22 protein-coding genes and 1 pseudogene are annotated in these 25420 nt (G+C 66.9%); 18 read left to right on the forward strand and 5 right to left on the reverse strand.

The window, feature by feature from the left end; all coding sequences use genetic code 11:
• The first annotated feature begins 32 nt into the window (after positions 1-32).
• The 5 genes from AC1DRE_RS22075 (at position 33) to AC1DRE_RS22095 (ending at position 5465) form a co-directional block, all read left to right on the forward strand.
• Entirely contained in the window at positions 33-863 is an 831-nt protein-coding gene (locus tag AC1DRE_RS22075; protein WP_476986633.1) for an aldo/keto reductase, read from the forward strand.
• A 134-nt stretch (positions 864-997) separates the two neighbouring features.
• Complete coding sequence (locus AC1DRE_RS22080; RefSeq protein WP_476986634.1) at positions 998-1261, forward strand: GlsB/YeaQ/YmgE family stress response membrane protein; 264 nt, start codon at positions 998-1000, stop codon at positions 1259-1261.
• A 152-nt stretch (positions 1262-1413) separates the two neighbouring features.
• Complete coding sequence (locus tag AC1DRE_RS22085; protein ID WP_476986635.1) at positions 1414-1944, forward strand: hypothetical protein; 531 nt, start codon at positions 1414-1416, stop codon at positions 1942-1944.
• Positions 1945-2236: 292 nt separating this feature from the next.
• Positions 2237-4396 carry an amylo-alpha-1,6-glucosidase gene (locus tag AC1DRE_RS22090; RefSeq protein WP_476986636.1) on the forward strand — a complete coding sequence of 720 codons (2160 nt, stop codon included), beginning with the start codon at positions 2237-2239 and terminating at the stop codon, positions 4394-4396.
• A gap of 13 nt (positions 4397-4409) precedes the next feature.
• A complete protein-coding gene (locus AC1DRE_RS22095; protein ID WP_476986637.1) occupies positions 4410-5465 on the forward strand; it encodes a glycosyltransferase family 4 protein in 1056 nt (351 codons plus the stop codon).
• Here the strand turns inward: AC1DRE_RS22095 and AC1DRE_RS22100 are convergent.
• On the reverse strand, positions 5462-6349 hold the full coding sequence (locus AC1DRE_RS22100) for a putative protein N(5)-glutamine methyltransferase (RefSeq protein WP_476986654.1): 888 nt from the start codon (positions 6347-6349) through the stop codon (positions 5462-5464). The genes AC1DRE_RS22095 and AC1DRE_RS22100 overlap by 4 nt on opposite strands.
• A 203-nt stretch (positions 6350-6552) precedes the next feature.
• Here AC1DRE_RS22100 and AC1DRE_RS22105 point away from each other — a divergent pair, with 203 nt between their 5' ends.
• Positions 6553-9663, forward strand: coding sequence for an alpha-amylase family glycosyl hydrolase (locus AC1DRE_RS22105; RefSeq protein ID WP_476986638.1), 3111 nt, complete (start codon positions 6553-6555; stop codon positions 9661-9663).
• Positions 9664-9730: 67 nt separating this feature from the next.
• On the opposite strand, the gene pdxA is transcribed toward AC1DRE_RS22105, so the two are convergent.
• Complete coding sequence (pdxA, locus tag AC1DRE_RS22110; protein WP_476986639.1) at positions 9731-12202, reverse strand: 4-hydroxythreonine-4-phosphate dehydrogenase PdxA; 2472 nt, start codon at positions 12200-12202, stop codon at positions 9731-9733.
• A 206-nt stretch (positions 12203-12408) separates the two neighbouring features.
• Here pdxA and AC1DRE_RS22115 point away from each other — a divergent pair, with 206 nt between their 5' ends.
• The 10 genes from AC1DRE_RS22115 (at position 12409) to AC1DRE_RS22160 (ending at position 22420) form a co-directional block, all read left to right on the forward strand.
• A complete protein-coding gene (locus tag AC1DRE_RS22115; protein WP_476986640.1) occupies positions 12409-13983 on the forward strand; it encodes an ABC transporter substrate-binding protein in 1575 nt (524 codons plus the stop codon).
• Positions 13984-13986: 3 nt separating this feature from the next.
• On the forward strand, positions 13987-14922 hold the full coding sequence (locus tag AC1DRE_RS22120) for an ABC transporter permease (RefSeq protein WP_364123618.1): 936 nt from the start codon (positions 13987-13989) through the stop codon (positions 14920-14922).
• Positions 14919-15854, forward strand: a complete 936-nt coding sequence (locus AC1DRE_RS22125; RefSeq protein WP_476986641.1) for an ABC transporter permease — start codon at positions 14919-14921, stop codon at positions 15852-15854. Before AC1DRE_RS22120 ends, AC1DRE_RS22125 begins: the two co-directional genes overlap by 4 nt.
• 1 nt (position 15855) lies before the next feature.
• Positions 15856-16770 carry an ABC transporter ATP-binding protein gene (locus tag AC1DRE_RS22130; RefSeq protein WP_476986642.1) on the forward strand — a complete coding sequence of 305 codons (915 nt, stop codon included), beginning with the start codon at positions 15856-15858 and terminating at the stop codon, positions 16768-16770.
• Positions 16763-17596 (forward strand): ATP-binding cassette domain-containing protein, encoded by an 834-nt coding sequence (locus tag AC1DRE_RS22135; RefSeq protein ID WP_476986643.1) that lies wholly within the window; start codon positions 16763-16765, stop codon positions 17594-17596. Before AC1DRE_RS22130 ends, AC1DRE_RS22135 begins: the two co-directional genes overlap by 8 nt.
• 70 nt (positions 17597-17666) lie before the next feature.
• Positions 17667-18656, forward strand: a complete 990-nt coding sequence (locus tag AC1DRE_RS22140; RefSeq protein ID WP_476986644.1) for an aldo/keto reductase — start codon at positions 17667-17669, stop codon at positions 18654-18656.
• A 46-nt stretch (positions 18657-18702) separates the two neighbouring features.
• The gene (locus AC1DRE_RS22145) at positions 18703-19494 is read left to right on the forward strand and encodes an HpcH/HpaI aldolase family protein (RefSeq protein WP_476986645.1); all 792 of its coding nucleotides are present in this window, start codon (positions 18703-18705) and stop codon (positions 19492-19494) included.
• 4 nt (positions 19495-19498) lie between these two features.
• Positions 19499-20800: a sialidase family protein gene (locus AC1DRE_RS22150; RefSeq protein ID WP_476986646.1), complete on the forward strand. Its 1302-nt coding sequence runs from the start codon at positions 19499-19501 to the stop codon at positions 20798-20800.
• Positions 20797-21516 carry an SDR family NAD(P)-dependent oxidoreductase gene (locus AC1DRE_RS22155; RefSeq protein WP_476986647.1) on the forward strand — a complete coding sequence of 240 codons (720 nt, stop codon included), beginning with the start codon at positions 20797-20799 and terminating at the stop codon, positions 21514-21516. The genes AC1DRE_RS22150 and AC1DRE_RS22155 overlap by 4 nt, the downstream gene beginning before the upstream one ends.
• Before the next feature lie 109 nt (positions 21517-21625).
• Entirely contained in the window at positions 21626-22420 is a 795-nt protein-coding gene (locus AC1DRE_RS22160) for a DeoR/GlpR family DNA-binding transcription regulator (RefSeq protein WP_476986648.1), read from the forward strand.
• Positions 22421-22490: 70 nt separating this feature from the next.
• Here the strand turns inward: AC1DRE_RS22160 and AC1DRE_RS22165 are convergent, their stop codons facing one another.
• The 3 genes from AC1DRE_RS22165 to AC1DRE_RS22175 all read right to left on the reverse strand — a co-directional run bounded on the left by AC1DRE_RS22165 (position 22491) and on the right by AC1DRE_RS22175 (position 24354).
• Complete coding sequence (locus tag AC1DRE_RS22165) at positions 22491-23534, reverse strand: NAD(P)-dependent alcohol dehydrogenase (RefSeq protein WP_476986649.1); 1044 nt, start codon at positions 23532-23534, stop codon at positions 22491-22493.
• A 49-nt stretch (positions 23535-23583) separates the two neighbouring features.
• Positions 23584-23910 (reverse strand): hypothetical protein, encoded by a 327-nt coding sequence (locus AC1DRE_RS22170; protein ID WP_476986650.1) that lies wholly within the window; start codon positions 23908-23910, stop codon positions 23584-23586.
• A gap of 81 nt (positions 23911-23991) precedes the next feature.
• Entirely contained in the window at positions 23992-24354 is a 363-nt protein-coding gene (locus AC1DRE_RS22175; protein WP_476986651.1) for a carboxymuconolactone decarboxylase family protein, read from the reverse strand.
• A 230-nt stretch (positions 24355-24584) separates the two neighbouring features.
• On the opposite strand from AC1DRE_RS22175, the gene AC1DRE_RS22180 reads away from it, so the two are divergent.
• Together AC1DRE_RS22180 and AC1DRE_RS22185 are read left to right on the forward strand one after the other, a co-directional pair.
• Positions 24585-24977, forward strand: coding sequence for a (R)-mandelonitrile lyase (locus tag AC1DRE_RS22180; RefSeq protein ID WP_476986652.1), 393 nt, complete (start codon positions 24585-24587; stop codon positions 24975-24977).
• A 93-nt stretch (positions 24978-25070) separates the two neighbouring features.
• Positions 25071-25420 (forward strand): annotated as a pseudogene (locus AC1DRE_RS22185) (hypothetical protein); the annotation flags it as partial.

Genomic DNA, 25420 nt, shown 5'->3' on the forward strand with positions numbered 1-25420 from the left:
GCAAACCGACTCCGATACGAAAGACTCATTGAATGGCACTTTCACCAGTGATTGAGCTCAACGACGGACACCGGATTCCTCAGATCGGACTGGGGACCTGGCCCCTGGACGACGAGCAGGTGGCTGCCGCCGTCGTGCAGGCCGTGGAAGCCGGTTACCGCCACATCGATACTGCGGTGAAATACGGCAACGAAGCGGGCGTGGGTAACGGCATCCGCTCGAGCGGCCTGGACCGGTCCGAGCTGTTCATCACCACGAAACTGGACGGCGAATTCCAAGGTCAGGACAGGGCCGTGGCCGGACTGGACGGATCACTCAAACGCCTCGGCCTGGACTACGTGGACCTGCTGTTGATCCACTGGCCCCTCCCCCGGCGGGACGAATTCATCTCCACCTGGAAAACTTTTGAACGGCTGCAGGCCGACGGCAAGGTCCGCTCGATCGGCGTCTCCAACTTCAAGCCTGCGCACCTGGAAAGACTGATGGACGCCTGCGATGTGGTGCCGGCCGTCAACCAGATCCAGGTCAGCCCGTCCATCACCCGGATAGTGGATATCGCCTACAACCGGCGCCATGGAATCGTCACTGAGTCGTACAGTCCGCTGGGCGCGGGCAGCGACCTCCTGAACGCCCCAGTACTGGGAAGGATCGCCCAAAAGCACGGCAAGACCCCTGGCCAGATCGTGCTCCGCTGGCACATCGAGCAGGGCCTCGTTGCCATCCCCAAGTCGGCCAATCCACAACGCATGAAAGAGAACCTGGGCATCTTCGGCTTTGCCTTGGACACGGACGACGTAACTGCCATCGCCACGCTGGACGGAGGTGACGAGTCCGGAGTTAATTCTGACGTCCAAGGTCACTGAAAGCCGGTGCTCCCCGGAAACTCACATGGCCGCCGACTGGCAGATTAATACTAAGCATGATTAGTATTAGGTAGAAGGATGAAGCGTGCCCGGGATCCGGGCACCTCCTCAATGAAAGAAGAAGGAACGATAAAATGGGTTTTTTCGCATTTCTGATTCTGGGCCTTATCGCCGGAGCCATCGCTAAGGCAATCCTCCCCGGCCGGCAGGGTGGTGGCCTCTTCATGACGCTGCTGCTCGGTGTGGTCGGCGCCCTCCTGGGCGGACTGATTGGCGGCGCGCTCTTCGGCGTTGGCATCAACGAGTTCTTCTCGCTGTCCACATGGCTCCTGGCCATTGGCGGTGCGATCATCGTCCTGCTTGTTTACGGCATGATCACCAAGCGCACAGCCCGCTAAAGCGGAGTCTGGCCTGGAAAAGCGGCCCCGGGATTCTTTCCCGGGGGCCGTTTTTTCATTCACTGCCCTCTATTCTGTGGCCTTTTGTTTGTGGGCAACCCCTTGAACGGTCCGCCCGAGTACGGAACCTTCTCACGGAGCAGGAGTACAACATGAAAGCAAAACTTCTTTTTGGTACAGGTGTGGCAGCCGGATTTATCCTGGGATCCAGGTCCGGCCGCGCCGCCTACGAGAAAATCAAGGCACGGGCTGCCGCCCTGTGGGACAGCAAACCGGTCCAGGACAAAGTGGCTGCCGCGACCGAGGCGGTCAAGGAAAAGGCTCCCGAAGTCTCTGACCAGCTGACCGAGGCAGCCCGCCGCGCAGGCACGGTCATCAGTTCCGCCGTGCACCGTGACAACGGGGCCGGCCCCGGCAAGGCCGGCGCCAATGGCAAAGCGAAAAGCGGGGATTCGAGCACGGAGAGCCTGCTGCCGGCCGGCGACTACGTCCCGTCCCACAGCACGCATCCGGAGACCGTCAACCTCGGCACCTCGGAAGGCAGCACACCTGAAGGCAGCGCACCTGACGTCACCAGCGATCCGGCGCTGAATGACTCAACCGGCCAGGACTGGTCCGACGAAGGCGGCGCCACCCCGGCCGGTGCCGCCACGAACACCAACCCTGAGCGGACCTCCAGCTAGCTCGCGGAGTCCAGCCTCAACACGGCGGGGTCCTCCCTGCCGGGCGCATTGTCCGGCAAGGGGAGGGCCCCGTTCCGTGTTCCCGGCGGCACCCCTTCGTTCGCACCGTACCTGCACTGTTTGCGTCCCTGCAGGCCCCAAAATCCTTGCCCGAAGTCAGCCGGAAATCTAGAATATGGGTGGCTAAGCAGTCAGCCATTGAATCCTCGGTCCGGAGTGAATTCATGAGCTTTCGACGCCTGGCCCCAATCCGCAAAACCTCCCCGGCGCATCCGGCTCGTCGGCGGCGGCCATGAACGGCTGGAACCTGGACACCGCCGGCTCAATCGGCCACAACGCAGTGACCATCGTTGAAGGCTCCTCCTTCTTTATTTCGGCCGGAAACGGCGATCTGGACCTCACTTTGGCGCATGGCGCCTTCTATCAGGACACCCGGATCATCTCGCGCTGGAACCTGATGATCAACAACCACCTGGTGGAAGAACTCACATCGGTGAACCCGGAGCCGTACCGGGCAGTGTTCACCGGCCGTGCGCCCCAGCCGGACGGCGCCGCCGACCGGCCCATGGTGATCGAGCGTGACCGGCAGGTGGGCGACGGCGTCCGCGAGACGCTGACCGTGCACAACTACTCCAGCGCTCCCGCACCCTGCAGCATCAAACTGGCGGTGGAGGCGGACTTCGCGGACCTGTTCGAGGTTAAAGCCGGCCGGAAGACCCGGCAGTTGCGCCCCTCCCACCGGCCGGAGGGCGACCGGCTGATCATCAGCGGCCGCCACAACGGCAGGCTGCTGGCTGTGACGGTCAGGGCGCCGGGAGGGGACGTCAACCGGCACGGCGTGATGTACAAAGTGATAATTCCGCCGAAGGGATCCTGGACCGCCACCATTGTGGTCACGCCAAGCTCGGACGGCAGCGAACCGGCGGGCAAGTTCTCCGCCGGCATCCCGCAGCACGAGTCCGTTCCCGCGCTGCGGCACCGACGCTGGGGCGCCGCTGCACCACAGGTCAGCATGGACAATCCAGCGCTCGAAAGGGTACTGCGCCAGAGTCAGCGGGACCTGGGCTCGCTGCGGATCGCGGACCCGGCGCATCCGGACCGGACGGTTACTGCCGCGGGAGCCCCGTGGTTCATGGCCCTGTTCGGCCGCGACTCCCTACTGACCTCCCTCATGGCTCTGCCGGTGGATCCCATGATCGCACTGGGCACCCTCCAGACTCTCGCCGAGCACCAAGGCCAAAAAATCAACAAGCTCACCGAGGAGCAGCCCGGACGGATCCTCCACGAGGTGCGACTCGGTTCCGGCGCCGCCCTGTCGCTGGGCGGGGATACGACCTATTACGGGACGGCGGATGCCACGCCGCTGTTCGTCAAGCTCCTGGGGGAAGTCAGCCGCTGGGGGCTGGAGGCCCGGGCAGTGCAGGAACTGCTGCCCAGTGCGGACCGTGCGCTGGCTTGGATTACCAGCTACGGCGACCGTGACGGGGACGGCTTCGTGGAGTATGAGCGCGCCACCCGGCACGGGCTCCTCAACCAGGGCTGGAAAGACTCCTACGACGGCGTCAACTTTGCGGACGGCACGCTCGCCGAGCCGCCCATCGCCCTGTGCGAGGTCCAGGGCTATGTCTACAGCGCCTATGTGGCCCGGGCACTGCTGGCCCTGGACGCCGGAGACGCCACCCTGGCCCGCGTCTGGGGCGACCGGGCTGCCGAACTGAAGGACGAGTTCAACCGCAGGTTCTGGCTGCCGAAACGCGGTTACTTCGCTGTGGCCCTGGACAAGGACAAACGGCCCGTGGATGCCTGCGCCTCCAACATGGGGCACTGCCTGTGGTCGGGCATCGTGGACGATGACAAAGCGGCCCCTGTGGCGCGGCGCCTGATGGAGCCGGACATGTTTTCCGGCTGGGGCGTCCGTACGCTGGCTTCCACCATGGGTGCTTTCAACCCCGTGAGCTACCACAACGGCTCCGTGTGGCCGCACGACAATGCCCTCATTGCCGACGGGCTGATGCGCTACGGTTTCGTCGAAGAATCCCAGCGCGTGGCGATGGCCATCTTCGACGCCGCCGAGGCTTTTGGCGGCAGGCTCCCGGAGCTTTTCTGCGGCTTCCCGCGCGAAGCGGGCCGGGCCCCGGTGGCCTACCCGTCGTCGTGCTCACCGCAGGCCTGGGCCGCTGCCACCCCCATCCACCTCATCCGGGTCCTGCTGCGCTTTGATCCTTCCGTCTCCACCGGCCGGCTCTGGCTGAGCCCGGCCTTCCCGGACGGATTCGGTTACCTGCGGAAAGAGCAGGTGCCGCTGGCCGGTTCCCGGCTGACCATCGAGGTTTCGGGAAATGACGTACACGTGACGGGGCTGCCGCCGTCGATTGAGCTGCATCTGGGGACGCAGGAACCCCTGGCGGACCTCATTCGGGTCCACCACCACCCCGGCCGGAAGGCTGGCTGATGTAGGAGGCACAATGCGTATTGGAATTGTGGCGCCGCCGTGGATTCCGGTTCCCCCACCAAGCTACGGCGGGACGGAATCGGTGGTCCACACGCTTGCCGTGGGACTCGCGGAGGCAGGGAACGACGTCGTGCTCGCCGCCTCGGGCGATAGCACCTGTCCCGCTCCGAGGGTTCCAAACCTCGCGGAATCGTCGGCGCTCTGCATGGATTCGGGACGGCAGGAGATCCTGCATGTCCTCCGCGCCTACGAAGCGATGCAGGATGTGGACATCGTGCATGACCACACGCTGCTGGGTCCGCTGTGCCGGCGGAGGGTTCCCGATGTTCCACGCGTCACCACCCTGCACGGGCCGTTCGACGACGAACTTACGCAGATCTACCGCGCCATGCATGAGGAAACCTCACTCGTGGCCATCTCGCGGCACCAAGCCGCCACCGCCCGCGGAGTGAAGATCGACGCCGTCATCCATCACGGCATCGACCTCCGCTCCGTCCCGTACAGCCCGTCGCACAATGGCGGAGCCTGCTTCCTGGGCCGCATGCACCCGAGCAAGGGCCTCCTCCAGGCCATCATGGTGGCACGACTGGCGGGCATCCCGTTGCGGATCGGCGCGAAGATGCGCGAACCGTTTGAACAGGAATACTTCCACGACGTGATCGAACCACTGCTGGGCGCGGATATCGAATACCTGGGCGAGCTGGGCACTGCTGACAAGTACCGGCTCCTGGGCGAATCCGTTGCCCTGCTGAATCCGATCCAGTGGCCGGAACCGTTCGGGATGGTCATGATCGAGGCGCTGGCCGCAGGCACGCCCGTAGTGGCCACCCGCCGGGGTTCGGCACCGGAAATCATCAGCGACGGGGAAACCGGGTTCCTCGCGGACAGCCTCCAGGGCCTTGCAGAGTCGCTTCGGGGCTGCGGCCGGCTGCGCCGCAGTGACTGCCGGCGGGCGGCAGACCAGCACTTCAGTTCCCAGCGGATGGTCCGGGAGTACATCCAGCTCTACTCGGGGCTCGTGACAGGATCACCGCGGGCCGCCGAGGAGCAGGCCGCCGTAGGGTCCTAGCCAGTCCTACCCATCGCTGCAGTTCCGATCGCCGCCGTGCCGATCGCCGCCGTGCCGATTGCCACAGTGGCGTCCAGCTCCGGGTCGCTCGCCAGCCGGGCTGACAGTCCTGCCTGTCGCATGAGCCCGATGGTCTGCCGTGCCTGGCCCAGGCTCGTCTCGATCAGCACGTGCCCGCCGGGTGCAAGCCAGTCTGCCGCCCCGGCAATAACCCGCCGCTGGATGTCCAGCCCGTCGGGACCGCCGTCCAGGGACATCCGCGGCTCGTGCGTGCGGGCCTCCGGCGGCATGGTCCCGATCGCCGTCGTGGGGACATAGGGCGCGTTGGCCACCAGGACCCGGATGCGGCCGCGGAGCCCGGGCGGCAGCGGGTCGAAGAGGTCGCCCTCATGGACGCGGCCGCCGGCCGGTTCCAGGTTCCGCCTGGCGCAGCGCACTGCGTTGGGATCCAGGTCCGAGGCGTGCAGTTCGATTCCGGCCAGGCGCGCTGCGAGGGCAGCCCCCACGGCACCGGAACCGCAACAGAGGTCGACGACGGCGGCGCGGCGGCCGCCGTCGTCGGAACCGCCGTCGGAACGGCCGCCGTCGTCGGAAGCGCGGAGCAGCAGCTCCGCCTGACGGACAAGAAACTCGGTCCGGCGGCGGGGCACAAAGACGCCTGTCGCCACACCGATGCGAAGCCCGCAGAATTCGGCCCAGCCAAGAATGTGTTCAAGCGGAAGTCCCTCGATGCGCCGTTCGATCATCGACTCCAGCTCCGCGGCTGAGGTTGCTGCCTCTGCGAGCAGGCGGGCTTCGTCCTCGGCAAAGACGCAGCCGGCAGCGCGGAGACGGCGGACCGGGCTGTCCGGATTGTCCGCAGTCCCGGTGCGGCCGGTCCGCAATGTGCTTTCTGATGGCAAGTACAGGCTCCCTCAGCGGCAGGCGGTGGGATTCATGCTACCGAACCCGGGACGATACCAAGCAACCTTGGAATTTGCTGGAAAATGTCAGTGCAAGCGCTTACAGTGTGACTTGGCTCTCAGGAGCCGGTCTCCCGCATCGTCCTTCACAGCAGCAATGTCGCTTACCGGAAGGTTTCCTCATCGTGTTTTCCCGCAGTGCAATCCACAAGAATCCACCCTGCAAAAATTCACCCCCCAAGCTTCCTGCCAGACGTGCCGCCGCGGCGGTCGCGGCGCTGGTCATCGCGGCCGCGCTGGCGGCACCGGCTAACGGGGCACCGGCCCACGCGGCGCCGGAGCCGAAAGGCCCCGGCTCCCCGTCGGCCGCCCATTCGCTCCGCGCACCGGTGACCGATGAGAACTTCTACTTCGTGATGGCGGACCGCTTCAGTAACGGAAGCAGCGCGAACGACGACGGCGGGCTCGGCTCCGATCCGATGGTCTCCGGCTTCGACCCCACGAAAAAGGGCTTCTACAACGGCGGTGACCTTAAAGGCCTGCTGGACAAGATCGATTACATCCAGGGCCTGGGCACCACGTCCATCTGGCTGACGCCCAGCTTCAAGAACAAGGCGGTCCAGCCCGAGGACAAATCGGCCGGCTACCACGGCTACTGGGTCACCGACTTCACCCAGATCGACCCGCACCTGGGGACCAACGACGAACTGAAGGCGCTGATCGACGAGGCACACTCGCGCGGGATGAAGGTCTACTTCGACATCATCACCAACCACACCGCGGACGTGATCGGCTACGAGGAAGGCGCCCGCCAGCCCTACGTCTCCAAGGACACGGAGCCGTACAAGACGGCCGCCGGCGATCTATTCGACGACCGCGACTATGCCGGGACGGACACTTTCCCCACGCTGGATCCGGCCACGTCGTTCCCCTACACGCCGGTCCTGGATAGTGCCGAAAAGGACCTCAAGGTTCCGTCCTGGCTTAACGACCCCACGCTGTACCACAACCGCGGCGACACCACTTTCCAGGGCGAGGACTCCTTCTACGGCGACTTCTTCGGCCTGGACGACCTCTTCACGGAAAACCCCCGGGTGGTCGAGGGAATGACGAAGGTCTACGAAGACTGGATCAAGGATTTCGGGGTGGACGGCTTCCGGATCGACACGATGAAGCACGTGAACGACGAGTTCTGGCAGGAGTTCGGGCCCAAGGTCCTTGATTACGCGAAGGACCAGGGTAAAGACGAGTTCTTTATGTTCGGCGAGGTCTTTGACACGTCCAAGAGCTTCACCTCGCAGTTCACCACCCGCAACAAAATGCAGGCCGTGCTTGACTTCCCGTTCCAGGACGCAGCCAGGAATTTTGCTTCCCGTAGCCAGGGGGCGGCCCAGCTGGAGGCGTTCTTCGCCGCGGACGACTGGTACACCGACGCCGACTCCAACGTCTACCAACTCCCCACGTTCCTGGGCAACCACGACATGGGCCGGATCGGCAGCTTCATTGCCGCGGACAACCCGGACGCTGACGACGCCGAACGCGTTGCCCGGGACCGGCTGGCCCACGAGCTGATGTACTTCTCGCGAGGCAACCCCGTGGTGTACTACGGGGACGAGCAGGGGTTCACGGGTCCCGGCGGGGACCAAGATGCCCGCCAGACACTCTTCGCCAGCCAGGTGCCCGAATACCTTGACGATGACCTGCTGGGAACCGACGCCACGCATGCCACGGACAACTTCGACACCGGCCATCCGCTCTACAGCAAGATCAGCGAACTCGCGGCGCTGACTGCCGGGCACCCGGCCCTGCGGGACGGCGCCCACCAGAACCGGTATGCCTCGGACGGTCCGGGAATCTACGCGTTCTCCCGCACGGACGCGGCGGACCAGCGCGAATACGTGGTGGCGGTGAACAACAGCCAGACTGCACAGACGGCGGCCGTTCCCACGTACATCGCCAAGCGCACGTACAGCCGGATCTATGGCGACGCCGGCTCCGCAGCGGAATCCAAGTCGGCCGCCGACGGCAAGCTCACCGTCACCGTCCCGCCGCTTTCCGCAGCGGTCTACGAATCGTCAGGCCGGATCCCGCACTCCAAGGCGGCTCCCGCCGTCGTGCTTCAGGAGCCGGCAACAGCGGAAGGCGACAACGGCAGGATCCGGGTGGCGGCCGACGTCGACGGCTCCTCGTTCTACGAGGTCACCTTCCAGGCGCGGACAGCGGGCGGAGAATGGGATCCGATCGGCACGGACGACACCGCCCCGTACCAGGTGTTCCACGAGGTCACCGGGCTGAACCCCGGCACGGCCGTGGAATACCGCGCGGTGGTCCTCGACAACGGCGGGCACACCTCCGCGAGCGCGGCCCGGACCGGCACTGTCCCCTCTCCGGTCCTCGTGATGCAGAAACCGGCCGAGGGCAGCAGCGTGGACGGCAAGGTGGAAGTCAGTGCCACCGCCAGCCCGGAGAAGCCTGACTACACGGTCAGCTTCGAGCGGAGCGTCGACGGCGGCGGCTGGGCTGCCATCGGTTCGGACAGTTCATCGCCGGCCTACACCGTCTTTGACGATGTAGCGGCGCTGGGCCTCGCCGACGGCACCGACGTCCGGTACCGGGCCACGATGGCCGTACCGGGCGCGGCGAATGTGGTGAGCGATATCCGGACCGTGGTGGCCGGCGAGATCCCGCAGCCGGATACGGTCGCGGTGGCCGGCAACCTGGATTCCGAGCTGGGCTGCCCGGGCGACTGGCAGCCTGCCTGCGGGCAGGCCTTCATGGCGCTCGACCCGGCGGACAAGGTGTGGCGCCTCACTGTGCCTGACCTCCCGGCGGGGACGTACGAGTTCAAGGCAGCCATCAACGGCGGCTGGGACGAAAACTACGGGGCAGGCGGCGCCTTCAACGGCGGGAACATCGTCCTGGAGCACCCGGGCGGTGCCGTCACCTTTCGGTACGACCACACGACGCACCTGCTCAGCCCGGTCTACGCGTCGCAGCAGCCCGGTGCCGTGGCCGCGGCCGGCAGCATGAATTCGGAGCTGGGCTGCCCGGAGGACTGGATGCCGGCGTGCGACCAGGCCCAATTGGTGCTGGACCCCGCCGACCTGGTCTGGAAGCTGTCCGTACCCGGCCTTCCCGCCGGCACGTACGAGTTCAAGGCCGCTTTGGACCGGTCCTGGGCTGTGAGCTACGGAGCGGGCGGCTCCCCGAACGGCGCCAACATCAGTCTGGCGCACGACGGCGGGCCCCTCACCATCCGGTACGACCACTTCACCCACGTGATGACTGCCGGATAGGAGGCGTCCCCGACCGGCCCGGGACTCTGGCCCGGCGCTCCTGCTTCCGGAGCGCCGGGCTCGGTGCCTACTTCCGGAGGGCCGGGCTCGGGGACATCTCCGCCGCCTGGCGAAGTGCCTCGATCATGCTGCGCACGTCCACGATGCCCTTGCCCGCAATGTCGAACGCGGTGCCGTGGTCCACCGAGGTGCGGATGACGGGCAGCCCTACCGTGATGTTGACGCCGGCCTCGATGCCCAGGACCTTCACTGGGCCGTGCCCCTGGTCGTGGTACATCGCGACGATCAGGTCGTAATCGCCGCGGCCGGCCAGGAAGAAGGCGGTGTCGGCCGGGAGCGGACCGATGGCGTCGACGCCGTCGGCCTGCAGCTTTTCGATGGCGGGGGTGATCTTCTCGGCTTCCTCGCCGTACCCGAACAGGCCGTTCTCCCCGGCGTGCGGGTTGATGGCGCAGACGCCGATCTTGGGGTTGGCGATGCCGGCGCGCTGCATGGCTTCGTAGCCGCGCCGGACTGTCCGTTCCACCAGGCCGGGCTCGATCTTGTTGATGGCATCGATCAGGCCGATGTGGGTGGTGACGTGGATGACCTTGACCTTCGGCGTGGACAGCATCATGGACACTTCTTCGATGCCCATGAAGTGCGCCAGCAGTTCGGTGTGGCCGGGGTAGATGTGTCCGGCTTTGTGCAGTGCCGCCTTGTTCAGCGGCGCCGTGCAGATCCCCTGGACGTCGCCCTTCATGCCGAGCTCGCAGGCGATGCGGATGTAGTGGTAGGCGGCGTTGCCTGCCTCAGCGGATTCCTGGCCCCAGGGCAGGTCCTTGGACAGCAGCTTGGGATCGATCACGTTGATGCGGCCGGGCTCAAAGACAGCTTCCTGCACGGTCTGGACCTCGACGATGTCGGGCGTGACACCGAGGGCCTTGGCGCCCAGCTCCAGCCGGTAGACGTCGCCGATGACCACCGGGCGGCAGTCGCGGTAGGCGTTTTCCGCCAGCAGCGCGCCCACTGTCACTTCGGGGCCGACGCCGGCGCCGTCGCCCATCGTGACGGCGATGAAGGGGCGGGCGTCCTGCTCGGTTTCGTTCACTACAGCTGAATTCATTACTGCTCCAGATTTCTCGGAAGGGCGGTCAAGTGTTTGTTGGGTTGAATGGCCGGCAGCGGGCGAAGCCCGGCGGCTTTGGATCAATTGGTGAAGCTGGGTCAGCGCGTGCCGGTCGCCGAAACTGCCGGGCTTGGTGCCCACCAGCGTGCCGTCGTCGGCGAGGCTAACCACGGCTCCGTGCTGGACGGCGTCGAGCGGTTCGAGGGCGGTGATGCCGAGCCCGTCGAGTACCTCCCGGGCGGTTTCGCCGCCAGTTAGGATGAGGTCGGGTTTGAGGATGGGGCCGGATTTCATCCCGGCCGTGGGGTCCGCCGTTGGTCCCGTCTCCGGGTCCGTCCCCCGGAGGATGCCGGAGACAAAGCGGGCCAGGTTGCGGACGATCACGCCCGCCTCCGCCGGCTCCACCCGGTCCGCCGCAACGGTCAGGGCAACTGGCAGCCCGGCCGTGAGCGCATCCTTGGCGCGCTGTGCCTGCGGCTGCTGCGCCGCGGGCCGGGCAAGCTCCTCCGGCCGGAGCCCGAGCAGCAGGAAACCCGCGGCTTCGAGGTCCTGCAACTGGCTCCGTGCCGCGTCGGAGGCGGAACCGACGACGGCCAGGACTGGCCCGGGGCTCCCTTGCGGCACAGCTGCCGGAGTACCGGGGGCCGCGTCACGCTGCTGCCCGGGCACATCGAGCTCCGCAGACTGCGTGTTACGCGCAGGCTGCGCTCCGACGCTGCGTGCCAGGAGATCTGCAATCCCACCGGTACCCACGAGGACCACCCGCCTCCCGCCTGCCATGAACTCCAGCCGGACAAGCGCGTCCACAACGGCCGCCAGGTCCGCCTCGGTTTCGCTATCGGCCACAACCACAGCCGGGGCCGCCACGGACAGGATCCTGCCCAGCTGCACGGGAAGCTGTCCGGACCTCACAACATGGAGGTCCAGGAGATCAGCGGCAGGTCCCCCTTCTTGCTGCAGCAGGTCCGGCACACTGGCCGGCGGCGCAGCTGTTTCAGCCGCCCACAGTCCGGTCCGGTCCAGCGGAACGCCGCCCACAAGGGACTTGCCTCCGACCACGGTTCTCGCCAGCTGGGGCAGGGCGCCGGCAACCACCACGTGCAGCCCCAGACCTGTCAGCGCGCCTATTTCCGCACCAACGTTGCCCCGCCAGAGCGAGTCGATCTTCTTGAAAAGCACCCCTGCCGACGCTGCGGCGGAGCCTCCGAACACCCCGGCAGCGGCTGCCGCAGCCGCCTCACCGGAGAGGTTCCGGGAGTGGGTGTCGACAACCACGACGTCGGCCGGCGGCGCTGCCTGGCCGGGAAGTTCAGGCTGCCCCTGCGGCCCGGGGGCAAGGAGGACCCGCGTGGCCAGGCCCCGGTGGGCAAAGCATTGCCCGACTTCGGCGGCACCGGAAAAGTCGTCGGCCTGGATGAGCACTGCTGTCACGTTCTCCTCCTCCCTTGGAATGTTGTGAAGAACAATCCGGCGTTCCGGGCCCTGGGGTCCGTACGTCCGATAGCCACCATCATGACACTTCTGCGCGAAATGCGCCATAGGTGTTGCGCGAAACGCGCAACAGTGGCAGAGTGATCCATGTAACACGGCACAGGCCATCCGGCCGCCAGCCGTCCCGTTCTACCGAGAGGTCAACGATGACCGTTCTTCCTCAAGGAAGTGAGATTTCACGGCGCCGCCTCCTGCAGTTCGGCGCAGCCGCCGGTTTTCTCCTGGGCACAGGCGGCCTCGCCGGATGTGCCGGCCCCACCGGGCTGCCGGGCCCCAGTACTTTGACCTTGGCCCTTAACCGGTCCCTGGTCAGCCTGGACAACAAGCTCAACCAGTTCGACGCCGCCGTCACCGTCCAGCGCGCGGTGCGCCAGGGACTGACGGCCATCGGCCCGGAAACCAAGCCGGTGCTGGTCCTGGCGGACCGCTTCGAAATGACGTCCCCCACCGCGTGGACCGTCCGGCTGCGCGAAGGCGTCCGCTACTCCGATGGCACACCGGTCCTGATCGAGGACATCACCACAGCCCTGAAGATGTACCAGCAGGTCCAGGGCTCGTTTGTGGCCGGGTTCTTCCCCGAATTCCCCACCGTGGTCCCCGTTGACGACCGGACGTTCCGGATGGAGTCCAAGAACCCCATCCCCATCCTCGACTCCCTCATGAGCATGATCCTGATAACTCCCGCGGCACGGAACAAACCGGAGGAGCTGCAGGAAGGCGTCGGCACCGGCCCGTACGTCGTCACCAAGTTCAACCGCGGGGCCGGCACCTACAGCCTCCAGCGGAACGAGAACTACTGGGGCCCCGCGCCAGAGGTCGAGAACGTGGAGGTCCGGTTCCTTCCCGAGGAATCCAGCCGCGTCATAGCCCTGCGCAGCGGCGAGGTGGACATCATCGACTCCATCACGCCCGACTCGAGGGAGCAGCTCGCCGGACTTCCCGGCGTCGAACTCAAAGAGGCGTCCAGCCTCAGGCTGAACCAGATCTTCTATAACTTCCGCAAGCCCGCCGGGCACCCCCTGGCCGACCCCCGGGTCCGCGAGGCGCTCAGCTGGGCCATCGACGGCCAGGCCCTGGTCAAGGACGTCCTGGTGGATTCCGTCAGCCAGGCTGATGGCGTCACTCCCTCAAGCCTCACCGGGTACCACAAGACGGGGACGTACACCTACGATCCGGAGAAGGCCAAGGCCAGGCTCGCGGAGCTCGGCGTCAAGGACCTCACGCTGAAGATCATCTGGGAAACCGGCGAGTTCGCCGGCGACACCTCCATCATGGAAGCCCTGGTGGAAATGTTCGGCGCCATCGGCGTGAGCACCCAGCTCCAGCAGTTCGAACCCGGCGGCAACATCCTCGCCTGGCGCCAGGGCAAGCAGGGTGACTGGGACCTGCTGGGCAACGGCTTCAGCAGCCCCACCGGCCTTGCCATCACCATGATGCAAGGCATGTACGCCGGCACTGCCGAAAAGGAAAAGACCCGTGACACCTACCAGGGCTACGTCGTCCCGGACGTGCAGGCCAAGATCCAGGCCGCGTCCTCCGAAGTGGATCCGGTACGCCGGCAGGAGCTGATGGCCGTGGCACAGCAGGCCATCTGGGACACCTGGCCGTGCGCCTGGGCCTTCGTGCCGAAGTCCGTGCTGGCCCACCGGGAGCGGGTGTCCGGCGTCAGCCTGGCCCCCACCAACTCCTACCCGCTTGTTGACGTCCGGCTGGAGGCCTGAGCCATGACTAATTACATCCTGAAGCGCCTCGGACAGGGTCTGCTGACCGTGTTCCTGACGGTTTCCACCGTGTTCATCCTGATCCGGATGGCCCCTGGCGATCCTGCGGTCTCCTACGCAGGTCCGCTGGCCACTACAGAACAGCTCGCCAAGGTGCGGGAACAGTTCGGCCTGGACCGCCCGGTCCTGGAGCAGTACTGGATCTTCCTGCAGCAGCTCTTCACCGGCAACCTCGGAACGTCCTACTCGTTCCAGGCCCCCGCCATCCAGGTGGTGGCTGAACGGATGCCGTACACGCTGACGCTGGCCACCGCGTCCATCCTGCTCACCGCGGTGGTGGCCATTCCACTGGGCGTCTGGATGTCACGCCGGCCGGACACCGGCCGCGAACTCGGCGTCAATGTGCTGACCATAGCCGGCCAGTCCATGCCCGACTTCTGGACCGGCATCATGCTCCTCACCGGGTTCGCCGTCCTCATCCCCATCTTCCCGGCCTCCGGATTCGCCACCTGGGGCGGGCTGGTTCTGCCCACCATCACCATCGCCATCCTGCAGATCGCCCTGATCTCCCGGATGGTCCGGCGGGAAATGACCACCAACTTCGCAGCCCCCTACCTGACAGTGGCCCGGTCCCGGGGCGTCCGGAACTCGGTGCTGACCTGGCGCTACGCCATGGGCAACTCAGCCATCCCGGTGTTCACGGCCCTCGGCACCCGCTTCGCCGCCATGCTCAACGGCGTGGTGGTGGTGGAAGTGGTGTTCGCCTGGCCCGGCGTCGGCTCCCTCATTGTGCGGGCACTGGAAACACGCGACTACCCCCTCATCCAGGCAACGGTCCTCCTCACGGCCCTCCTCGCAGTGGGTGTCCAGCTGGTCATAGACCTCGCCTATCCGCTTCTTGATCCCCGCGTTCGTCTTGGAAAGGCGGCAACAGCATGAGCCTCAGCGACACCGCAACGCCCACAGCCGGTTCTGCCGGCCTGCCGGCCCGGCAGCCGAGCCCCAGCGCCGTCACCAAGGCGGACATTGCCAATGCCGGCGCCACCCGGCGCCGGAATGCCGCCAAGTGGAAGCTCGTTGTGGGCACCGTCTGCACACTGCTGGTCATCATCCCCATCCTGCTGGCCCAGGTGCTGCCGCTGCCGGACGCCAACTTCCAGGACCTCGCCGCGCGGCGCCTGCCGCCGTTCACGGACGGCCACCTGTTCGGAACCGACCAGCTGGGGCGCGACCTGCTCTCCCGGGTCCTGCACGGCGGCCAGGTCTCGCTCACCATCGGTGTGCTGGCAGTACTGGTCTCCGGCGCCATCGGCATCATCCTCGGCGCAGCCGCCGGCTACTTTGGCGGCTGGGTGGACACCATCGTCTCCCGGCTCCTCGAGGCCCAGATGTCCCTGCCGCTGCTCATGATGCTGCTCCTGGTGGTGGCATTGTTCGGCCCTTCGATCCCGGTCATCACCTTCGTGATCGCCATCGCCCAATGGCCAGAAGTGGCCCGGCTGACGCGGTCCATGGTGCTGGTGGAACGTGAGAAGCCCTACGTCTCGGCCGCCCGGATCCTGGGCCTCCACCGGGTACAGATCCTCATCCAGCACATCATCCCGAACGTCATCAAGCAGGCCACGCTGGTTGTCCTGCTCCTCCTGGCCCAGGCCGTCCTCCTGGAAAGCGCCCTCAGCTTCCTCGGCGCCGGCCCGCAGCGTCCGTTCGCCACCTGGGGCCGCATCATCTCCGACGGCCAGGACTACATCACCACCTCATGGTGGATGGTCAGCCTGCCCGGCCTGGTGATCGTGCTCATGGTGGTCGGCGTGAACCTGCTGGGCGACGGCCTCCGCGACCGTCCCCGCCGCAAGAAGAAGGGTGCCTGACATGAACGCACACACCGATACCACAGCACCTGCTGGCTCCGGTAACGGCGACTCCGGCCACAAGGAGCAGCCGCTCCTGGAGGTCCGCGATTTCCAGGTTGAACTGATCACCGACGCCGGCATCATCCGCGCGGTGGACTCCGTCAGCTTCAGCATCCACCGGGGCGAGACCGTCACCATCATCGGTGAGTCCGGTTCCGGCAAATCGACGACGGCGATGGGCATCCTCCGGCTCCTGCCCGAGGACCTCGCGGTGCTCTCCGGCACCGTGCTGATCGACGGCGTGGACATCACGGCTGATCCCAAGGCAATCGGCAAGGTCCGCGGCAAGACACTGGCCCTGGTCCCGCAGGACCCCATGACGGCGCTGAGCCCGGTGCACTCGATCGGCAGCCAGCTGTCCGAGGCCATCCGGATTGCCGGCGCCGCCTCCTCCAAGGACAAGGACGCCGTCAAGGCACGCGCCATCCGCTTGCTGGAGCAGGTCCACATCCCCACCCCGGACAAGCAGCTGAAGAAGTACCCGCACCAGCTCTCCGGCGGCATGCTGCAGCGCGTGCTGATCGCCATCGCCCTGGCCAGCGAACCCCAGCTCCTCGTGGCGGACGAACCCACGTCCGCCCTGGACGTCACCGTGCAGGGCGGCATCCTGGACCTGCTTCTGGAGCTCCAGGAGCAGCGCGGCATCGGCATCCTGATGATCACCCACGACCTCGGCGTCGCCCGGCTGATCTCGGACCGCATCCACGTGATGAAGGACGGCGCGTTCGTGGAGTCCGGCGAGGTCCAGCAGATCGTGGACCACCCCGCCACGGAATACACCCGCAGCCTGCTGGCCGCTGTGCCGGTCCTGGGCCCCTGGGACGAAACACCTACTGCCCCCACCCTCACCACAACTGGAGCAAGCCATGAGTAAGCCGTTCCTCTCCGTCGAAAACCTCGTGGTGGACTACCACGTGCCCGGCGGGACCTTCCGGGCGGTGGACGACGTCTCCTTCTCGGTGGACAAAGGCAAAACGATCGCCATCGTCGGTGAATCCGGCTGCGGCAAGTCCACCATCGCCAAGGCGCTGATGCGGCTGGTGACACCGGCCAGCGGGCGGATCGAACTGGACGGAACGGACATCGCCGCCATGAGCGAGGCCAAACTGCGGCCGCTGCGTTCCAAGTTCCAGATGGTGTTCCAGGACCCGTACGGTTCCCTGGATCCGCACCTCACCGCCCAGGAGATCGTGGCCGAGCCGCTGAAGCTGCAGGGCGTCCGGTCCCGGGCCGAGCGGAACAAGGAAGCGGCCAAGCTGATCGACCAGGTGGGCCTGCCGGCACAGTCCCTGGACAAGCACCCCGCGGAATTCTCCGGCGGCCAGCGCCAGCGCATCGGCATCGCCCGCGCCCTGGCCTCGAAGCCGGAGCTGCTGGTCTGCGACGAGGCCACCAGCGCCCTGGACGTTTCAGTCCAGGCCCAGGTGCTGCGCCTGCTGAAGTCCATCCAGGACGAAACCGGCATCACCTACGTGTTCATCTCGCACAACCTTGGCGTGGTGCAGGAGATCAGCGATAGCGTCATGGTGATGCAGCGCGGCAAGCTGGTGGAATCCGGCCCCACCGCGTCCGTCCTGACGGCTCCCAAGGAGGACTACACCCGCAAGCTCCGCCGCGCGGCCCTCGACCCGTCCACCATGCGCGGCCTCAAACCCCGGCACCTGGTCCGGTCGCTGGCGCTGGCCACACAGCGCAGCTGAACGGTCACAGCCTGAAGCGCCCAAACCCAATCCGATCCCGAATCCCACTGCAACCACGAGGAATCAACGCATGAGCAAGCAGCCAGAAGGCACCCCGGTGGACGGCTTGAAGCTACCCATCTCCCGGCTCGTCCTGGGCACCATGACGTTCGGCGACACCGCCGACGAGGCCACCGCCGGGCGGATGGTGGACGAGGCGCTCGACGCCGGCATCACCACCATTGACACCGCCAATGCCTACGTCGGCGGTGCCACCGAGGACATGCTCTCCCGTCTCCTGAAGGAGCGGCGGGACGACGTCATCCTCGCCTCCAAGGCCGGCATGCCGCACCCGGACCACGGCCAGCACTCGCCGCTGTCCCCCGAAGGGCTGCGCAACAGCGTCGAGGGCAGCCTCCGCCGGCTGGGTGTGGACAGCATCGACCTGTTCTACCTGCACCAGCCGGACCGGGCCACGCCCTTGCACGACACGCTGCGCACCGTGGCGGAGCTCGCCGCCGAGGGCAAGATCGGCGCCCTGGGCGTGTCCAACTTCGCGGCGTGGCAGATCGCGGACGTCATTCACGTGGCCCGCGAGGTCGGCGCACCGCGGCCGGTCGTGGCGCAGCAGCTGTACAACCTGGTGGCCCGGCGGGTGGAGGAGGAATACCTCGAATTCGCCGCCACGCACAACGTCCACACCATGGTTTACAACCCCCTGGGGGGCGGGCTGCTCACCGGCAGGCACAGCTTCGAATCCAAGCCGTCCGAGGGCCGCTTCGGCGACTCCAAGCTTGCTGCCATGTACACGCAGCGCTACTGGGACAAGCAGTTGTTCGAGGCCGTCAACGCGCTGGCCGGCATCGCGGAGAACGCCGGCATCACCCTGGCGGAACTATCGCTGCGCTGGCTGGCGTACCGGGACGGCGTGGGCTCCATGCTGCTTGGCGGCTCCAAGGTGGAGCAGCTCCGCGCCAACATCGCGGCCGTGGCCAAGGGGCCGCTGCCGGCAGAGGTGTCCGAAGCCTGCGACGCCGTGGGCGCCGGACTCCGCGGCCCCATGCCCGCCTACAACCGCTGACCCTCCCCGCAAGCACGCACACACTGACTGAAGGTAGAAGACACAGATGACATCGGAACTCGCCCTCGAATTCGCCCGCAAGATCCGCGCCCGCGAGCAGGCGGTCGGCTACTGGGCCGTACTGGACGCGCCCGTGGCCACGGAACGCATCGGCCGGCTGGGCTACGACTACGTGGCACTCGACGCGCAGCATGGCCTGCTCGGCTACTCAGGCGTGCTCAACGGACTCATGGCCATCGACGCCGGGCACACCGCCGTCGGCATGGTGCGGGTGGAGGACAACAACCTGACCGCCATCGGCAAGGCGCTGGACGCCGGCGCCGTCGGCGTGATCGTCCCGCTGGTCAACACAGCGGCCGACGCCGCCGCGGCCGTTGCCGCCGCCAAGTACCCGCCGATGGGCGGCCGCTCGTACGGGCCCATGCGTTCCGCACTGCGGATCGGCCCGGTTCCGGCCGAGGCGAACGCCGCCACGCTGGTGTTCGCCATGATCGAGACACCGGACGGCCTGGCGAACGTCAAGGAGATCTGCGCGACGCCGGGGCTCGACGGCATCTACGTGGGCCCCTCGGACCTGGCCATCGCCGTCGGCGGCGCCTTCCCCGGTGACCCCGCCATCGAAGCCGAATTCAACACCGCCCTGGAGACCATCGCCGAAGCCGCGGCCTCCGCAGGAGTCGCCGCCGGCATCCACACCGCTTCGGGCGACATCGCCGCCCAGCGGCTGCGCCAGGGCTACACCTTCACCACGGTGGCCTCCGACCTGACGCACCTGGAGCTGGCCGCCAAGGCCCACCTCGCCGCCGCCCGCTCCGATGCCGGAACCAAGGAGGGCTGAAGCCATGCAGACAACCAACGGCACTGAGTACAGCACCATCACCCCGGACGGCACCGTCAAGCACGCCGACGGCGCGGACTTCGCGTACCTGCCCGCGCCCACCGTGCAGAGCCACGCCGCGAACCTGCTGACGCTCCCGGACGGACGCCTGGGATGTGTCTGGTTCGGCGGAACCCAGGAAGGCGTGCCGGACATCTCCATCTGGTTCTCCACGCTCGAACCCGGGAGCACGCAGTGGTCCCCCGCGCAGCAGCTCTCCAATGACGGCGCCCGCTCCGAACAGAACCCCATCCTGTTCACCGCACCCGACACCTCACTGTGGCTGCTGTACACCGCACAGAAGGCGGGCAACCAGGACACCGCCGAGGTCCGCCGTCGGACGTCCACCGACAGCGGACGGACCTGGGGTCCGGTGGAAACGCTGTTCCCCGCGAACCAAACCGGCGGCGTGTTCGTCCGCCAACTGCCGGTGGTACTGCCGTCCGGCCGCCTGATCATCCCGATCTTCCGCTGCATCACCACGCCCGGGGAAAAGTGGGTGGGCAACAGCGACGACAGCGCCGTGATGATTTCCGACGACGGCGGCGCCAGCTGGAGCGAGCACGTCCTGCCGGGCAGCCTGGGCTGTGTCCACATGAACATCCAGCCGGTGGCCGACGGCTCGCTGCTGGCCCTGTTCCGGAGCCGCTGGGCAGACTCGATCTACGAGTCGCGTTCCACCGACGACGGCACCACCTGGAGCGAACCGGTCCCCACCGAGCTGCCCAACAACAACTCCTCCATCCAGTTCACGGCACTGGCCGACGGGCGCCTGGCGCTGGTCTACAACCACGCCAGGGCGGAAGAGAACACCGAACGGCGGCTCTCCCTCTACGACGAGATCGACGACGACGGGCTGGCTGAGGAACAGGGGCAGATTACCGAACCGGCTGTGCCGGCCGGCGGCGGGCTTTCCGGTTCGGCTACCGCCGACGGCGGGGCTGGCGGCGAGCCTGGCGGCGAGGGGGCTGGCGGCGAGCGGAAGGCCTTCTGGGGCACCCCGCGCTCCCCCATGACATTGGCCATCTCGGAGGACTCCGGACGCAGCTGGCCCATCCGGCGCAACCTGGACGTGGGCGACGGCTACTGCCTGTCCAACAACTCCCGGGACGGCCTGAACCGCGAATACTCCTATCCGTCCATCCACCAGGGCCCGGACGGGGCACTGAACATCGCCTACACGTACTTCCGCCAGGCCATCAAGTTCGTGCGCGTGGATCCGCAGTGGGCCTACAGGGGAAGCACCACGCCCGGCGGCGACTCGTGAGCAACGCGTTTGCGGACGCGGTTGCGGACACCGCAGGCAGGGACCGCCGGCACGCGGTGGTCACCGGCTGCAGCTCGGGCATCGGCAAGGCCATCGCGGAGCGGCTGCTGGCTGATGGCTGGAACGTCACCGGGCTGAGCCGCAGCGAGCCCGTTCTGGGACCCGGCTTCCGGTGGCTGCACGCGGACCTCTCCGATCCGGCGTCGCTGGCCGAGTGCGTGGCCGGCGTTGGCCCTGCCGACGCCCTGGTGCACGCCGCCGGATACCAGCGAACCGCCGTCCTGGGCGAATTGGATCCGGAGGCGCTGGCCGGGATGTTCACGGTGCACGTGGCCGCCGCCAGCGCACTGGCGAACGCCCTGGTGCCGCACATGCCCGACGGCGGCCGCGTCCTGCTGATCGGCAGCCGGACGTCCACAGGATCCCCCGGCAAGAGCCAGTACGCAGCGACGAAGGCAGCCCTGCTGGGAATGGGCCGCACCTGGGCGCAGGAGCTGGCTCCACGCGGCATCACGGTCAACGTCCTCTCACCCGGGCCCACGGACACTCCCATGCTGGCCGATCCGGGCCGGGCTGCCACGCCGCCCAAGGTGCCGGCACTGGGGAAGCTGGTGGACCCCGTTGACGTGGCGGCCCTGGCGGGTTTCCTCCTGGGCGACCACGGGAAATCCATCACCGGACAGAACTACGTGATCTGCGGCGGCGCGTCCCTGTGAGCGCCCTACACCGCACGGACCAGCGCCGGGCCGAATAGCATGGGGACAGCCTGACCGACCGCCGGGCACAGCTGCGGAGGCATCAGCCGCCGCCGAAGGAGAGCCAGAGATGACCACCGCCAAAGCCAGGCGCGAAGAGATCTACCACCTCGCCGTGACCACCGGCCTCGCCTCCGTGGAGGAGCTCTCACGCCATTTCGCCGTGACGGCCTCCACCATCCGGCGGGACCTGGCCCAGCTCAACGAGCAGGGGAAACTGGCGCGCACCTATGGCGGCGCCGTGGCCCTCGGGGCGCACCCGGAGCCGTCCCTGCGGCAGCGCACGGGCGAGGCCTTTGAACAGAAACAGGCCATTGCGGCCTGGGCGGCCGGCCAGGTGCACGACGGCGAAATCATCCTGCTCGACGGCGGCTCGACCGTGGGCGCCCTGGCCCACGCCCTGCGCGGCCGGGAAAACCTGTCAGTCACCACCCCCGGAATCAACACGCTCCAGGAACTGGCCGACTCCCCCGGCATCCAGGTGGACTGCCTGGGCGGCCGGCTTCGGGGCGTCAGCCAGACTTTTGTCGGCCCGCTCGCCGAAGCGACCCTGGAGCGGATGAGTTTCGACCGCGTCTTCCTCGGGGCGGACGCAGTCACGGCGGACGACGGGCTGTGCGAGGCAGACCATGCCCAGACCAGGCTCAAAGAGCTGATGGCCCGCCGCGGCGACAATGTGTACGTCCTGGCGGACTCCACCAAGCTCGGCAAGCGCCCGTTCCATGCCTGGGCGCGGATCCCGCTCCCCTGGACGCTCGTGACAGATTCCGGTGCGGACCCGGGGCAGGTGGAACTCTTCCGGAGCACGGGCGTGGCGGTCCAGCTGGTGGACGTTAACCGCGAAAGCAGCGCCGCCCTCTCCTGAGGACGGCACTGCTTCGGGTCACGACCTTGCGTGGCGCCGCCCCCGGGCGGCGCTGCTTTTTGTTGCCTTCTTAGACCAGGGTGGACGTGTCGATGACGAAGCGGTAGCGGACGTCGGACGCCAGGACGCGTTCGTAGGCGTCGTTGATCTTCCCAGCCGGGATGACTTCGATCTCGGCACCGAGGTTGTGCTCGGCGCAGAAGTCGAGCATTTCCTGGGTTTCACGGATGCCGCCGATCATGGAGCCGGCGAAAGAACGGCGTCCCGTGATAAGGGCAAATGCATTCACGGGCAGCGGTTCCGCCGGGGCGCCGACGTTCACCAGGGCGCCGTCGAGGGTCAGCAGCTGCAGGTAGGAGCTGATGTCGATCTTGGCGCTGACGGTGTTGATGATCAGGTCGAAGCTGCCGGCCAGGTCCGAGAAGGTGTTCTCGTCGCTAGTGGCGTAGTAGTGGTCCGCGCCCAGTTTCAGGCCGTCCTCCTGCTTCTTCAGCGACTGCGACAGCACGGTGACCTCGGCGCCCATGGCGTGGGCGATCTTGACGGCCATGTGTCCGAGCCCGCCGAGTCCGACGATGGCCACCTTCTTGCCGGGGCCCGCGCCCCAGTGGCGCAGCGGCGAGTACGTGGTGATGCCGGCGCAGAGCAGCGGCGCGGCGACGTCGAGCTCGATGCCCTCCGGGATCCGCACGACGAAGTCCTCGGTCACCACGACGTGGGTGGAGTAACCGCCCTGGGTGATGGTGCCGTCGCGGTCCACGGCGCCATAGGTGCCGGTGTTCCCGGCGAGGCAATACTGTTCCTCGCCCTTCTTGCAGTTGACGCACTCGCGGCAGGAGTTGACCATGCAGCCGACGCCGACGCGGTCGCCGACGGTGTGCTTGGTGACTTCGGCGCCGACCTCGGTGACGATTCCGGCGATTTCGTGGCCGGGTGCCAGCGGGTACTGCTGGGGTCCCCAGTCTCCGCGGACGGTGTGGATGTCGGAGTGGCAGATGCCGGCGTACTTGATCTCGATCAGCACGTCGTGCGGGCCGACGTCGCGGCGTTCGATGGTGGTGGGAACGAGGGCTCCGTCAGCGGACGGGGCAGCGTAAGCGTTAGCGGTAAACAAATTTTTCTCCAATGTTGGGTGGGGTATTCGTTCAGTTGGGTGGAAAGTCTTAAGTACGGATGAGCACTTTGAGCGCGGTGCGGTCCGCCATTGCCCGGTAGCCTGCAGGGACCTCATCGAGGACAACAGTATGGTCAAACACCTTGCCGGGCTGGATTGTTCCCGTGAGGATGTCCGGCATAAGTTCTTCGATGTAGGCCCGAGCCGGGGCAACGCCGTGGTCCGATGCCGGGAGGGAGTCATAGGGCCAGAGGTCGCTGCCGCACACGCAGGACAGGACAACCCGCACCACGGCATCTGTCGGTTCCTTGATGGCCGCGTCGGGCACGTTTTCCACGCGCACGTCGCCGGCGCCGTACATGAGTGTTGCTCGCATGAGAATCCTTTTAGCGGTGGATGTGTGGATGTAACGGGGTTGATGCAGTGGTGGACCGATGCGGTGGTGGGCCGGGACCCGTCAGCCGGCGTGCGCCGTCGTCGTCGGTTCTTCAGTCGTCGTTTGCTCTGCAAGGACTTCCTTGAGCGCCGTTATCGCGCTCATGGCGTTCGGCCAGCCGGAGTAGAACGCCAGGTGGGTGATCGCTTCGACCAGTTCGTCCCGGGTGACGCCATTGGCGAGTGCCAGGCGCAGGTGGGAGGGCAGCTGGCCGGTCCGGTACAGCGCGGTCAGTGCCGATACGGTGACGAGGCTGCGGTCGCGGGGCGAGAGACCGGGCCGTTCCCAGACGTCGCCGAAGAGCACATCGTCGGTGAGCTGGACGAGTTTGGGGGCGACGTCGCCGATGAGCTGCTGGGCCGGCGAAGGGGTCTCTGTTGCCATGGTGGTGCTCCTTAGGGCGTTTTCGGTGCTTATCCAGAAAACCGCGTCCTCTCCGCGCGGGGAAGGGTCTGTTGGTACAGGTACTGACAGGGCCTCCCTCGGGCCACGGAAGGCTCCTAGTGTTGAACGGGTGGAATGCGCCGCCCATGGGGCGACGCCGCGACGCCTACAGCGCGCAAACCAACCAAACGCGATACTGCAATGCGCAATCCAGCCACAGAGGAGACCAGTTGGAAATCCAACCGAAGACGCCAAGCAACAAGGGACCGGCGGAGATGTTCACCGGCGACGTCTGGTTCGACGTGATCGCCAAGGGCGAGGACCCCTCGCAGCTGCGCGTGAACATGGTCCGATTCTCACCGGGCGCCCACACCGCGTGGCACTCGCACGCGAACGGCCAGACCCTGCATGTGACCGAAGGCCGCGGCCTGGTCCAGTCCCGCGGCGGCGAGGTCATCGAAATCCGCCCCGGCGACACCATCTACACACCGCCGGGCGAAGAGCACTGGCACGGCGCTGCCCCGGGCCACTTCATGTGCCACCTTGCCATGTGGGAAGCCTTGGGCGAAGGCCAGGAGGGACCCGAAACCGCCTGGGCCGAGCACGTGGAGCGCGCGGAGTAAGGGTTCGCTGTTTAGCTTGACTTGGCTTTCCGCTGCCCTAGCGGCCGGCCCTAAAATGTCTGACCCCCGCGGCAGACTTAGTTCATGGAAGCCATGGGGGATTCTGCATCAGGAGGGGCGTTGCGGTGGGCCGAGCTGCCCACTGATGCTGCTGCTGTTCGGCATCCTGTTGATCAGCCGCCTCCGGCTGTGCACGGCCGGGGCCTGCGCAGTGTCCCCGCGGCACCCCAGCATCCTCTTGAAGCAGCGTCCGACGGCGGGTCCGGTGAGCTGGCGCGGTGCCTTGAGCTGCTCAGGACCTTGAGTTCGACGGCGGTCGACGACGCCGCGCTGCTCGGCTTCCGCGAGGCCGCGGACTTCGCCGACACGGTCGAGGAGATCTCCCGGGCCGTCGAGTACCTGCAGATCGTGTCGGCCGGGGCCGTGGACCGCAGCCGGCAGGC

This window comes from Arthrobacter sp. P4_H3 (genome assembly GCF_056400885.1).